11 protein-coding genes are annotated in these 12,731 nt (G+C 70.2%); 3 read left to right on the plus strand and 8 right to left on the minus strand.

Translation table 11 applies throughout. From position 1 onward, the window contains the following. Positions 1-40: 40 nt before the first annotated feature. Positions 41-1,807, minus strand: coding sequence for a proteasome ATPase (gene arc / locus IE180_RS32150; protein ID WP_190160471.1), 1,767 nt, complete (start codon positions 1,805-1,807; stop codon positions 41-43). Positions 1,808-2,047: 240 nt separating this feature from the next. Here arc and IE180_RS32155 point away from each other — a divergent pair, with 240 nt between their 5' ends. Then, positions 2,048-2,359 (plus strand): ferredoxin, encoded by a 312-nt coding sequence (locus IE180_RS32155; RefSeq protein WP_190160472.1) that lies wholly within the window; start codon positions 2,048-2,050, stop codon positions 2,357-2,359. A 4-nt stretch (positions 2,360-2,363) separates the two neighbouring features. On the opposite strand, the gene IE180_RS32160 is transcribed toward IE180_RS32155, so the two are convergent. The 3 genes from IE180_RS32160 to IE180_RS32170 form a co-directional block, all read right to left on the minus strand. Continuing rightward, complete coding sequence (locus IE180_RS32160) at positions 2,364-2,942, minus strand: hypothetical protein (RefSeq protein ID WP_190160473.1); 579 nt, start codon at positions 2,940-2,942, stop codon at positions 2,364-2,366. A 188-nt stretch (positions 2,943-3,130) separates the two neighbouring features. Continuing rightward, the gene (locus IE180_RS32165; protein ID WP_015032448.1) at positions 3,131-4,018 is read right to left on the minus strand and encodes a tRNA (adenine-N1)-methyltransferase; all 888 of its coding nucleotides are present in this window, start codon (positions 4,016-4,018) and stop codon (positions 3,131-3,133) included. Positions 4,019-4,037: 19 nt separating this feature from the next. Then, positions 4,038-5,171, minus strand: coding sequence for a site-2 protease family protein (locus tag IE180_RS32170; RefSeq protein WP_373302847.1), 1,134 nt, complete (start codon positions 5,169-5,171; stop codon positions 4,038-4,040). Between the two features lie 179 nt (positions 5,172-5,350). On the opposite strand from IE180_RS32170, the gene IE180_RS32175 reads away from it, so the two are divergent. Together IE180_RS32175 and IE180_RS32180 are read left to right on the plus strand one after the other, a co-directional pair. Continuing rightward, on the plus strand, positions 5,351-6,253 hold the full coding sequence (locus IE180_RS32175; RefSeq protein WP_190160475.1) for a RecB family exonuclease: 903 nt from the start codon (positions 5,351-5,353) through the stop codon (positions 6,251-6,253). 58 nt (positions 6,254-6,311) lie between these two features. Next, positions 6,312-6,989: a response regulator gene (locus IE180_RS32180; RefSeq protein WP_030691890.1), complete on the plus strand. Its 678-nt coding sequence runs from the start codon at positions 6,312-6,314 to the stop codon at positions 6,987-6,989. A gap of 95 nt (positions 6,990-7,084) precedes the next feature. Here IE180_RS32180 and IE180_RS32185 read toward each other — a convergent pair whose 3' ends face one another. The 4 genes from IE180_RS32185 to IE180_RS32200 all read right to left on the minus strand — a co-directional run. Further along, on the minus strand, positions 7,085-8,668 hold the full coding sequence (locus IE180_RS32185; RefSeq protein ID WP_190160476.1) for an ABC transporter substrate-binding protein: 1,584 nt from the start codon (positions 8,666-8,668) through the stop codon (positions 7,085-7,087). Between the two features lie 67 nt (positions 8,669-8,735). Beyond that, the gene (locus IE180_RS32190) at positions 8,736-10,325 is read right to left on the minus strand and encodes an ABC transporter substrate-binding protein (RefSeq protein ID WP_190160477.1); all 1,590 of its coding nucleotides are present in this window, start codon (positions 10,323-10,325) and stop codon (positions 8,736-8,738) included. Between the two features lie 443 nt (positions 10,326-10,768). Next, positions 10,769-11,467: an HAD family hydrolase gene (locus IE180_RS32195; protein ID WP_190160478.1), complete on the minus strand. Its 699-nt coding sequence runs from the start codon at positions 11,465-11,467 to the stop codon at positions 10,769-10,771. Between the two features lie 138 nt (positions 11,468-11,605). Next, positions 11,606-12,731, minus strand: a 1,126-nt coding sequence (locus IE180_RS32200) for a vitamin B12 dependent-methionine synthase activation domain-containing protein (RefSeq protein ID WP_308434455.1), incomplete at its 5' end; no start/stop codon positions are given.

Raw genomic sequence — 12,731 nt, forward strand, 5'->3', positions numbered from 1 at the left:
GCGGATGCCCGGTTTCCGGACATCCGCAGCCGGGGGCGTTCTACAGGTACTGGCCGGTATTGGCCACCGTGTCGATGGAGCGTCCGGTGTCCGCGCCCTGCTTTCCGGTGACGAGCGTGCGGATGAACACGATCCGCTCGCCCTTCTTTCCGGAGATCCGGGCCCAGTCGTCGGGGTTGGTGGTGTTGGGCAGGTCCTCGTTCTCCTTGAACTCGTCCACGCACGCCTGGAGGAGGTGGGAGACCCGGATGCCCTTCTGGTTGTGGTCGAGGAAGGCCTTGATGGCCATCTTCTTGGCCCGGTCGACGATGTTCTGGATCATCGCGCCGGAGTTGAAGTCCTTGAAGTACAGGACTTCCTTGTCGCCGTTGGCGTACGTGACTTCGAGGAAGCGGTTCTCCTCGGATTCCGCGTACATCTGCTCGACGACGGACTGGATCATTCCGTGGGCGGCGGCGGCCTTCGAGCCGCTGTGCTCGGAGATGTCGTCCGCGTGGAGCGGCAGGTTGGCCGTGAGGTACTTCGCGAAGATGTCCTTCGCGGCCTCCGCGTCCGGACGCTCGATCTTGATCTTGACGTCGAGCCGGCCGGGCCGCAGGATCGCGGGGTCGATCATGTCCTCGCGGTTGGAGGCGCCGATGACGATGACGTTCTCCAGGCCCTCCACGCCGTCGATCTCGGCGAGCAGCTGCGGGACGATGGTGTTCTCCACGTCCGAGCTGACACCGGAGCCGCGGGTGCGGAAGAGGGATTCCATCTCGTCGAAGAAGACGATCACGGGGGTGCCCTCGCTCGCCTTCTCCCGGGCACGCTGGAAGACGAGGCGGATGTGCCGCTCGGTCTCGCCGACGTACTTGTTGAGGAGCTCGGGGCCCTTGATGTTGAGGAAGTAGGACTTCCCCGCGGGCTGACCGGTCACCTCGGCGACCTTCTTGGCCAGGGAGTTGGCCACGGCCTTCGCGATCAGCGTCTTGCCGCAGCCGGGCGGGCCGTAGAGCAGGATGCCCTTGGGCGGCCGCAGTTCGTGCTCCTTGAAGAGGTCCGGGTAGAGGTACGGGAGCTCGACCGCGTCGCGGATCAGTTCGATCTGGTTGCCCAGACCGCCGATCTTGTCGTAGTCGACGTCCGGGACCTCTTCCAGAACGAGCTCCTCGACCTCGCTCTTGGGGACCACCTCGTAGACGTAGCCGGACCTGGGGTCGAGCAGCAGGGCGTCGCCGGCGCGGATGGTGACGTCCAGCAGAGGCTCGGCGAGCCTCACCACCCGCTCCTCGTCGGTGTGCCCCACCACCAGGGCGCGCTCGCCGTCCTCAAGGATCTCCTTGAGGGTGACGATGTCCCCGGCACGCTCGAACTCCATGGCCTCGACCACGTTGAGCGCTTCGTTGAGCATGACTTCCTGGCCGCGCTTGAGCCCTTCGAGCTCGATGCTCGGGCTGACGTTCACCCGGAGCTTGCGGCCCCCGGTGAAGATGTCGCACGTGCCGTCCTCATTGGCCTGCAGGAAGACACCGAAGCCGGCCGGCGGCTGCGCGAGCCGGTCGACCTCCTCCTTGAGGGCCACGATCTGGTCGCGGGCCTCACGGAGCGTGTTCGCGAGTCGTTCGTTCTGCGCGGACACGCCGGCCAGGTTGCTCTGCAGCTCGACGATCCGCTCTTCGAGAATCCTCGTGTGACGCGGAGAGTCGGCGAGCTTGCGGCGCAGGACGGCGATTTCCTGCTCGAGATAGGCAACCTGACCGGCGGGGTCTTCAGACCCCCGCCCCGGCCGGATGCCGCGGTTGATGTCGTCGTCGTGGGCTGCCACGGTCCTCACCTCCTCCAAGGGGAGCTGGACGCTTCCTGACCCTACCTGCGTGGGTGGTGATTGAAACCCCTAGATCAAAAAGACTCCGGGGTGTGTCCGATCTTCACCCTTGCGCTTCCCCTCTCGCCAGGGGAATACCCACCCTTCACGGTCTGAAAGCGGGCGGTTGTATCGTCGTCATCGGTCAACACCCGTCAGGGGTGGCCCGACTTATCGCGCGAAGCAGAAACGGCAGGAGATATGACCGTGCAGCACGAGGCCCCGGAGACGGGCGCCGAGGAGGCGCTGGAGGTCTGGATCGACCAGGACCTGTGCACCGGGGACGGGATCTGCGCGCAGTACGCCCCCGAGGTCTTCGAGCTCGACATCGACGGGCTCGCTTATGTGAAGAGCGCCGACGACGAACTGCTCCAGGACGCGGGGGCCACCACGCCGGTGCCGCTGACGCTGCTCCAGGACGTGGTGGACTCCGCGAAGGAGTGCCCGGGCGACTGCATCCACGTCCGCCGGGTCGCGGACCAGGTCGAGGTGTACGGCCCCGACGCCGAGTGACGGCTCAGGCGCCGAGCGCGTCGGCCTGGTCGCCGCGGACGAAGGCGCCGCCCCTCCAGCGCCAGCTGACCTGCTCCTTCTCGTCGGGGCAGCAGCTGGGCACGTCGGGGGACGAGTAGCCGAGCAGCGTGGCGCGCACGGCTCCGTCGCGCACGGCGAGCTCGGTGACGTTCCGGTGCTGCTCGGGTGCCACGAGGGTGGCGACGACGCGCGCGGGGGCGCCGCCCGCCTTGCCGCGGGTGAGGACGTAGACGCCGCTCGGCGGGGTGCCGGAGCCGGCTTCGCAGTGCACGACCGCAACGGTCTCGGGGTTCCCGTCGCCGTCGAGGTCTCCGGAGACCCGCTTCGCGACCGTGTGGGGGCCTCCCCCGCATTCCAGGGGGTAGGAGACCGCGGCGGCGTCCGGGGCGGGTGCCGGGCGCGGGGCGGCGGCCGGGACGGTGCCGGCTCCGGCGGGGCCGGGCTGGAGCAGTCCGGCGAGGGCGACGACCGCGGCGGTCGCGGTGGCGGTGGCCAGCCAGTGGGCCGGCCGGGCGTGGGTGTGGGCGAGGTCCGCGAGGTCCGGGGCGGCGGAGGGCTGCACGCGAGACGTCTCCTGTGGGGTGGTGCGGCGGGGTTCCCGGCATCGTGCCACACGTCACAGGGGGACGGAACAGGTGGGGGTGGGCGCCGTCCGGCCGGTGCCGGGCGGCGGCGAACATGAGGACGCCGCCGACGAGTTCCCCGCAAGGGCGGGGAACTCGTCGGCGGCGCGGTGGGGATGTCGGGACGTCAGCCCTTGTTGGGGCCCTCGTAGTCCTCGCCGTAGGCGCCCTTGGCGGGGCGGCGGCGGCGCATCGGGGGCTCGACCCCGTCCGCGAGGCGACGGGCGGTGACGAGGAAGCCGGTGTGGCCGATCATGCGGTGGTCGGGGCGGACGGCGAGGCCCTCGACGTGCCAGTTGCGGATCATGGACTCCCAGGGCTGCGGCTCGGCGTAGCAGCCGAACTCGCGGATGGACTCCACGGTGCGGGCGAGCTGGGTGGTGGTCGCCACGTAGCAGCAGAGGATGCCGCCGGGGACGAGGGCCTTGGAGACGGCCTCCAGGCACTCCCAGGGGGCGAGCATGTCCAGGATGACGCGGTCGACGTCGGTGTCGGACAGGTTGTCCTGGAGGTCGCCGACGGTCAGCTGCCAGGCCGGGTGGGGGCCGCCGAAGTAGCGCTCGACGTTGCCCTTGGCGATCTCGGCGAAGTCCTCGCGGCGCTCGTAGGAGTGCAGCATGCCGCTGTCTCCGATGGCGCGCAGGAGGAAGCTGCTCAGCGATCCCGAGCCCACTCCGGCTTCCACGACGCGGGCGCCGGGGAAGATGTCGGCGAAGGCCAGGATCTGCCCCGCGTCCTTGGGGTAGACCACGGCTGCGCCGCGGGGCATGGAGAGGACGTAGTCGGGGAGCAGGGGGCGCAGCGCGAGGTAGGCGACGTTTCCGGTGGTACGGACAACGCTGCCCTCGGGGGCGCCGATCAGTTCGTCGTGCGGGAAAGAACCCTTGTGGGTGTGGAAGTTCTTTCCCTCTTCGAGCGTGAACGTGTAGTGACGGCCCTTGGGGTCGGTCAGCTGAACCTGGTCCCCGACCTTGAAGGGCCCGCGTCGGCGGGCGGCACCGGTCGGTTCGGACATGTGAACAACCATACCGGCCTCACGAAGAGGGGCGTGCCATGGCCCGGACGAAGGCCCGCTCGACGTCGGTGGTGGCGAGGACCCCGTAGATCTCGCCGGTGTCCTCCACCACGAGGTACTCGGTGGCGGGGCTGGCGCGGAGGTGGTCGAGGAGGGGCTGGCCGGTGAGTTCGGCGGGGACCCGCATGCCGTCGGTGAGGTCCTGGGCGAGGGTGCTGACGGCGACCCAGGGGCGGCGGTGCTGGGGGACGGCGGCGATGGCGGCCTCGCGGACGATGCCGGTGGGTTCGCCGGTGGCGTCGACGACGACGAGGGCGCGGGCGCCGGCCTCGTTGGCGCGGCGGAGGGCCTCGGAGAGGGGCGTGACGGGTTCGACGGGGATGGCGCGGCGGGTGAGGGCGCGGGCGCGGAGCTCGGGGAGGTGCTCGCGGAGGCGGGCCATGCGGAGGCTGTTGCCGGCGCCGGTCCAGATGATGGCGGCGAGGATCGCGGCGAGGAGGGCGTCGGTGACGGTCTCGAAGCCGCTGATGTCGTCGGTGGAGTTGCCGAGGAGTCCGGTGCGGGTGAGCAGGGGCAGGCCGACGAGGACGAGGACGGCGAGGGCGCGGCCGACCCAGGCGGCGGCGACGGTGCCGCTCATGGGCTTGCCGGTGATCTTCCAGACGACGGCGCGGAGCATGCGGCCGCCGTCGAGGGGGAGCCCGGGGAGCAGGTTGAAGGCGGCGACGATCAGGTTGGAGATCATCAGGCCGCCGAGGAGGACGCCGGGGACGGTGCCGGGCTCGACGGCGTGGAGCGAGAGGTAGAACACGCCGGCGAGGACGAGGGAGAGCAGCGGGCCGACGAAGGCGAGGACGAATTCGCGGCCGGGTGTCTCGGTCTCCTTCTCGATCTCGGAGACGCCGCCGAAGAACTGGAGCTGGATGCGGCGCACCGGGAGCTTGAAGCGGAGCGCGGCGAGGGTGTGGGCGAGCTCGTGGACGAGCACGGAGGCGTAGAAGGCGACGGCGAAGAAGAGGGAGACGAGGTAGCGGGCGGCGCCGAGCTCGGGCAGGACGCGGTCGATCTGGTCGCCGAAGACCCAGGTGATCAGGGCGGCGACGACGAACCAGCTGGGGGCGACGTAGACGGGCACGCCGAAGGGCCGTCCCATGAGGATCCCGCCGCCGGGCTCTTCGGTCCGCTGCGGCTTGGGCTCGTCCTGGTTCACGGGTTCCTCTCGTCGCGTGGTGTGACCCGCGTCGGTGCGTCGGGGTTCGATCATGCAGTGCGACGGGGTCCCGGGTCGATGGTATTCCGCTCGCTGTCGGTGGCGGGTCGTAGGGTCTTGTCATGAGTACGAGCGAGCAGGTGCCGGCGGAGCCCCGGGCACCCATGTCGTTGTCGCCCTCGCGGGCGAGCGATTTCATGCAGTGTCCCCTGCTGTACCGGTTCCGGGTGATCGACCGGCTGCCGGAGAAGCCGAGCGCGGCGGCGACGCGGGGCACGCTGGTGCACGCGGTGCTCGAACGGCTCTTCGACGATCCGGCGGCGGAGCGGACGGCGTCGCGGGCGAAGTCGATGGTGCCGGGGCAGTGGGAGCGTCTCCTCGCGTCGAAGCCGGAGCTGGCCGAGCTGTTCGCCGAGGATCCGGACGGGGAGCGGCTGGCGGGCTGGCTGGGCGAGGCGGAGGGGCTGGTCGAGCGGTGGTTCGCGCTGGAGGACCCGACGCGGCTGGAGCCGGCCGAGCGTGAGCTGTTCGTGGAGACGGAGCTGGATTCGGGGCTGCGGCTGCGCGGGGTGATCGACCGGGTCGACGTGGCGCCCTCGGGCGACGTGCGGATCGTCGACTACAAGACGGGGAAGGCGCCGCGGCCCGAGTACCGGGACGGCGCGCTGTTCCAGATGACCTTCTACGCGCTGGTGGTGTGGCGGCTGAAGGGGGTGGTCCCGCGGCGGCTGCAGCTGGTGTACCTGGGCAGCGGGGAGGTGCTGACGTACGACCCGGTGGAGGCGGACCTGCTGCGGGTGGAGCGGAAGCTGCTGGCGCTGTGGGACGCGATCCGGCTGGCCACGGAGTCGGGCGACTGGCGGCCGCGGCCGACGAAGCTGTGCGGCTGGTGCGACCACCAGGCGGTCTGTCCGGAGTTCGGGGGGACTCCCCCGGTCTATCCCCTGAAGATCGTTTCCGCGCGCCCGCCGGAGTCGGGCGGATCGGGGCAGGGCAGAATGGACCCGGCCCAGCCGTCTTCCTGAGCGCAGCCCGCGCCGGCGCGGGCGCACCGCGTGAGCCCAGCCCCGTGAAGGAGCCCTTGTGACGATCCGCGTCCTGTTGGTCGACGATCAGCCGCTGCTGCGGACCGGCTTCCGGATGATCCTGGAGGCGGAGCAGGACATCGCGGTGGTGGGTGAGGCCGGGGACGGTCTCCAGGCGCAGGAGCAGGTGCGCGCGCTGCAGCCGGACGTGGTCCTGATGGACATCCGGATGCCGCGGATGGACGGGGTGGAGGCGACCCGGCAGATCACGGGGCCGGGGCGGGACGGTCCGGCGAAGGTGCTGGTCCTGACGACCTTCGACCTGGACGAGTACGTGGTGGAGGCGCTGCGGGCGGGGGCGAGCGGCTTCCTCCTGAAGGACGCTCCGGCGAACGAGCTGGTGCAGGCGATCCGCGTGGTGGCGGCGGGCGAGGCGATGCTGGCGCCGTCGATCACGCGCCGGCTGCTCGACAAGTACTCGGCGCATCTGCCGACGGGCGAGGAGCAGGTGCCGGACACGCTGAACACCTTGACCGACCGTGAGGTGGAGGTGCTGAAGCTGGTGGCGCGGGGCCTGTCGAACGCGGAGATCGCGGCGGACCTGTTCGTCAGCGAGACGACGGTGAAGACGCACGTGGGCCATGTGCTGACGAAGCTGGGGCTGCGGGACCGGGTCCAGGCCGCGGTGTACGCGTACGAGAGCGGTCTGGTGCGGCCGGGGGCCGGGGGCCAGTAGCCGGGGGACGACGGGGGCCAGTAGCCAGTAGCCAGGGGGAACGACGGGGGCCCGGTGCGCGTGGTGCGTACCGGGCCCCGTGCGTGGCGGGGGCGTCAGCCCTTGCGGATCTCCCAGAAGCGGAAGACGGTCGAGGCGTCGAGGGTCCATTCGAGGCCGGTGACGTCCTCGCGGGTGACGGCGTACTGCTTGCCCTGCCAGAGCGGCAGGACGGGGAGTTCCTCGGCGACGAGGTCCTGGAGGCGTCCGTACTCGTCGGCGGTGGCGGCGCGGTCGGCGATGGCGGCGGTCCGCGGGAGGAGGGTGCCGGTGATGGTGCTGTTCTCGTAGCGGTTGCCGAGCACGTTGCCCTCGCCGAAGAAGGGGCCGGTGAAGTTGTCGGCGTCGGGGTAGTCGGGGACCCAGCCCTTGACGTAGACCCCGTACTTCCCGGCGGCGATGTCCTTCTCGTACTGCTCGTAGGCGACGGACTTGACGTCGGCGTCGAAGAGGCCGCTCGCGTTGAGCTGTCCGGCGATGGCCTTGAGCTCCTGGTCGGTGGCCGGGCCGTAGCGGCTGGGCGTGGACCAGAGGGTGAGCTTCACCTTGCCGGTGATGCCGGCGGAGCGGAGGGCCTTCTTCGCCTTGGCCTCGTCGGGGGTGCCGTAGGCGTCGTAGAAGGCGGTGTTGTGTCCGGCGATGCCGGCCGGGACGATCGAGTAGAGCGGGGTGGCCGTCGACTGGTAGACGTGCTCGACGAGGGCCTCGCGGTCGACGAGGTGGGCGATGGCCTTGCGGACGGCGAGCTTGCCGACGACCGGGTCCTTCATGTTGAAGACGAGGTGCTGGACCTCGGCGCTGCTGCCGGTGACGACCTCGATGCCCTTGTCGTCCGTGGTGGTGGAGTTCTCGAGGGCGGCGATGTCGTCGGCGGAGAGGCCCCGGTAGGCGACGTCCACGTCGCCGTCGGTGAAGGCCTTGGCGAGGGCCTCGCGGTCGCCGCGGTAGAGCTTGAGGGTGACCGCGTTGTTCTTGGGCTTGGCGTTGCCCTTGTAGCCCGGGTTGGCGGAGAAGACGGCTTCGGTGTCGCTGAGGGAGTCCAGCTTGTACGGGCCGGAGCCGGTGGCCCTGCCGTCCGTGCGGAGCGCGTCGGCGGGGTAGTCGCGGTGGTCCACGATGGACCCGGCGCCGGAGGCGATCTTGCTGGGGAAGGTGGCGTCCGGGACCTTGAGCCGGAAGACGACGGTCTTCTCGTCGGGGGTCTCGATGGTGTCGATGGTGGAGAGCAGCGGCGCCGGGCCGGAGGGGTCGGCGATCTTGAGGGCCCGCTCGAAGGAGAACTTGACGTCCTCCGAGGTGAGCTTGTTGCCGTTGGAGAAGGTGAGGCCGTCGCGCAGGGTGCAGGTGTAGACCTTGCTGCCCCTGGAGAACGCGCACGTGTCGGCGGCCTCGGGCTCCGGCTCGGAACCGCCCTTCGGGAAGGCGAGGAGGGACTGGAAGACGTTGTTGAACAGCAGCCAGGAGCCGGGGTCGTAGCCGGCCGCGGGGTCGGTGGCGAGGATCTCGTCGGACATGCCGACGCGTATGCCGCCGCCGGAGGCGCCGGAGCCGCCTCCCTGTTCGGTGCCGCAGCCGCTGAGGAGGGCGGCGGACAGGCCGGCGGCGAGGGGGGCCGTCAGCCACTTGTTTCGTGCCTTCACAGAACTTGCCTCTTGATCTCTTGTCAGGCCGGCCGCGCAGGGGCGCGCGGCCGGGACAACGAAGGGGTCAGGCGGTGCCGCGGCCCAGTTCCCACAGCAGCAGGTCGGAGGAGGTGTTGAGGGCGTACTCGACTCCGTTGAGGTCGTCGCGGGCGGCGACGTACTGCTTGCCCTGCCACAGGGGCAGGACGGGGACGTCCTTGGCGACGATCTTCTGGATCTGCGCGTAGACGGGGGCCGCGGCGTTGCGGTCGGCCTGGCGGCGCGAGCGCGGGATGAGCTTCTCGCGGACGGTCTTGTTCACGTACGGGGTGTTGAGGAAGTTGTCGCTGTCGAGGAACGGCGCGATGTAGTTGTCCGGGTCCGGGTAGTCCGGGAACCAGCCGAGGCCGTAGACGGCGTAGTCGCCGCGCTTCTGGGCCGTGCGGAAGGCGGACCACTCGGCGCCCTGGACCTTGGCGTCGAAGAGCCCGCTGGCGACGAGCTGGTTCTTGAGGGCCTCGAATTCCTTGGCGGTCTCGGCCCCGTAGTGGTCGGTGGTGTAGTTGAGGGTCACCTTGACCGGGGTCTTGACGCCCGCGTCCTTGAGGATCTTGGCGGCGCGGGCGGGGTCGGGCTCGCCGTACTCGTCGAAGAAGGGGGTGGCGTGGCCGGTGATGCTGGAGGGGATCAGCGAGTAGAGCGGCTCGGCGGTGGGGCCGTAGACGAGGTTGACGAGGGCGCCCCGGTCGACGACGGCGGCCATGGCCTGGCGGACGGCCTTCTGCTCGACGGAGGGGGCCTCGGTGTTGAAGCCGAGGTAGCGGATCTCGAGGCCGGGGACCTCGGTCACGCGGATGTTCTCCTTGGGCGCCTCGGTGAGCTCCTTGATCTGCTTCTGCGACAGGGAGCGGGCCATCATGTCGATGTCGTCGTGCTCCAGGGCCGCGCCCATGGCGTCGGCGTCGGCGAAGGGGCGCAGTTCGACCTTGTCGTTGCGCAGGGTGACGTCGCCCTTGTACGTGGGGTTCTTGGTGAAGACGAAGCGGGTGACCTTGTCGCCCTCGTGCTCGGCCTTCATGGTGTACGGGCCCGAGCCGTCGACCTCGAAGCCGTCGCGCAGCTTGTCGGCGGCGTACTTGTCCTTGCTGAGGATGCCGGCGACGGGGGTGGAGATCTTGTACGGGAAGGTGGCGTCGGGGGTCTTGAGGTGGAAGACGATCCCGCTGGTGCCCTGGGTCTCGACGGCGTCGATGTTCGAGAGGAGGGCGGCCGTGCCGTTGTCCGACTTGATCTTCAGGACGCGCTCGATGGAGAACTTGACGTCCTCGGCCGTGACGGGGGTGCCGTCGGCGAAGGTGAGGCCGGAGCGGAGCGTGCAGCGGTAGCTCTCGCTGGCCTTGTCGGAGAAGCCGCAGGTCTGGGCGGCCTCGGGGACGGGCTCGCCGCCGCCGCGGGGCACGTGCATCAGGGTCTGGAGGGTCTGGCGGAGGATGTTCCAGGCGCCGGTGTCGTAGGCGTAGGCCGGGTCGAGCGGGGCGGGGGCGTCCTCGGTGACGATGAACTGGTCCGTGGTGCCGACGACGATCGCTCTGCCCTCCTCCGCTCCACCGCAGGCGGCGAGCAGGGGGGCGAGCAGTCCGGCCACGGCCGGCAGCGCCAGGGTCTTGCGGTTCATCAGGGACGATCTCCTCATCCGGCACTGGGTACAGCGGTCAGTGGAACTCCGCCGCCGGCCGCCCGGTCGGGGCGGGAGCGATCGGGCCGGGTGTTTCGATCGGTCCTGTGTTCACGGCGACTTGGGTATGCGCCGGTGCACGCGGTTATGCGGCGAAGTACTCGCGAAAGATTAATGGGCGGCGCCGGTATCGCTTGACCGGGGCCGTGCGGGGGCGTAATCGAAGAGTGATCATGGATGCGCCGATCTCGATAACCATGCGGCGGACGTTGGGGACGGCGACGACCCAATCGGGACACAGGGGGCACCGAAACATCCGGTTTTGAGGCAGGGGACGAGAACGGGCCACTCGCCGTCCGGCACTCTGAGTGACCAAGGTCACGTGGGTGCTTTTCGGTGAATGGCCCGATCGTTTTAACCGGATCGCTTTCCTCAGGGAAAGCTCAAATTCCCGTGATCAAGGTCCTCAGGAACGGCACGTCGACCTCTTCCAGCGAGCGGACCACGACCCGCCCCGGCGAGGGCGCGATCGGAGCGACGGAGGGCACCGCGACGACCCGGCAGCCCGCCGCCTCGGCGGCCGCCACACCGGTCGCGGTGTCCTCGATGACGGCGCAGAGCGCGGGGTCGGCCCCGACGCCCTGGGCGGCCGTCAGATACGGCTCGGGGTGCGGCTTGGTGCGGACGACCTCGTCGCCGGCGACGGTGAGCGTGAAGCGGTCGCGGCCGAGCGAGGCGAGGACCCGGTCGATGATCCGCCGGTGCGAGGCGGAGACCAGGGCGGTCGGGATGGAGTGCCGCGCCAGCTCGGAGAGCAGCCGTTCCGCCCCCGGCATGAGGGGGACGCCCCGGCCGATGCGCTGCTCGAACTTCTCGTTGAGCAGGACGGTCAGCTCTTCGAGGGTGATGTCGGCGCCGGTGGACTCGATGAGGTACCCCGCGCTGCGGGTCATCGGGCCGCCGACCACGACGTCCCGCCAGGCCTCGTCCAGCCGGTGTCCGAGGTCGGCGAAGACCTCCACCTCGGCGTCCCACCAGAACCCCTCCGTGTCGACGAGGGTCCCGTCCATGTCGAGGAAGACCGCCTGCAGGGCGGAGCTGCCGTTCGTACGGAACGGGGACGCGGGGACCGTACTGGTCATCCGGCACACCTCCATGGAGGGACGAGAAGGCCGGCCCCCTCCCCGGTACGGGGAGGAAGACCGGCCTGCACTGGACCGACAAGTGTACGTCGTGATCACCGTGAAAGCGCGGATTCGCGCCGCGCCGTCACCGGTGGGTCACCGGGCGTTGAAGTACTTCGCCTCCGGGTGGTGGATGACGATGGCGTCGGTGGACTGCTCGGGGTGGAGCTGGAACTCCTCGGAGAGGTGGACGCCGATCCGCTCCGGACGCAGCAGTTCCGCGATCTTCGCGCGGTCCTCCAGGTCGGGGCAGGCGCCGTAGCCCAGCGAGAAGCGCGCGCCGCGGTACTTGAGGTCGAACATGTCCTCGACGTTCTCGGGGTCCTCCCCGCCGAAGCCGAGCTCGGCGCGGACCCGGGCGTGCCAGTACTCGGCGAGGGCCTCGGCGAGCTGCACGGAGAGGCCGTGCAGCTCCAGGTAGTCGCGGTAGGAGTCGGACTCGAACAGCTTGGCCGTGGCCTCGCCGATCTTCGAGCCGACGGTGACGACCTGGAGGCCGACGACATCGGTCTCGCCGGTCTCCTCCGGGCGGAAGAAGTCCGCGAGGCAGAGGCGGCGGCCCCGGCGCTGACGCGGGAAGGAGAACCGGGTCCGCTCGTTGCCCGCCTCGTCCAGGATGATCAGGTCGTCGCCCTTGGAGACGCAGGGGAAGTAGCCGTGGACGACGGCCGCTTCGAGCAGGTTCTCGGTGTGGAGGCGCTCCAGCCAGCCGCGCAGCCGGGGCCGGCCCTCGGTCTCGACGAGCTCCTCGTACGCCGGTCCGTCGCCGGCCCGGTTCTGCTTGAGGCCCCACTGGCCCTTGAAGAGGGCGCCCTCGTCGAGCCAGGACGCGTAGTCCTTCAGCGGGATGCCCTTGACGACGCGGGTGCCCCAGAAGGGCGGGGTGGGCACCGGGTTGTCGGTGGCCACGTCGGAGCGGCCGCCGGGCTCCGGCTCGTCGACCTGGAGGGCGGCGGTGCCGGCGCCCTTGGCCACCCGGCGCTGCTTCAGCTCGGGGAGCACGGCTCCGGGGACACCGCGCTTGACGCCGATGAGCGCGTCCATGAGGCGCAGGCCCTCGAAGGCGTCGCGGGCGTAACGGACCTCGCCCTGGTAGATGTCGTGGAGGTCCTGTTCGACGTACGCCCTGGTCAGGGCCGCGCCGCCGAGGATCACGGGGTACTTGGCGGCAAGGCCGCGGCCGTTGAGCTCCTCCAGGTTCTCCTTCATGATCACGGTGGAC

This window comes from Streptomyces litmocidini (assembly GCF_014649755.1).
GTDB classification, from domain to species: domain Bacteria; phylum Actinomycetota; class Actinomycetes; order Streptomycetales; family Streptomycetaceae; genus Streptomyces; species Streptomyces litmocidini.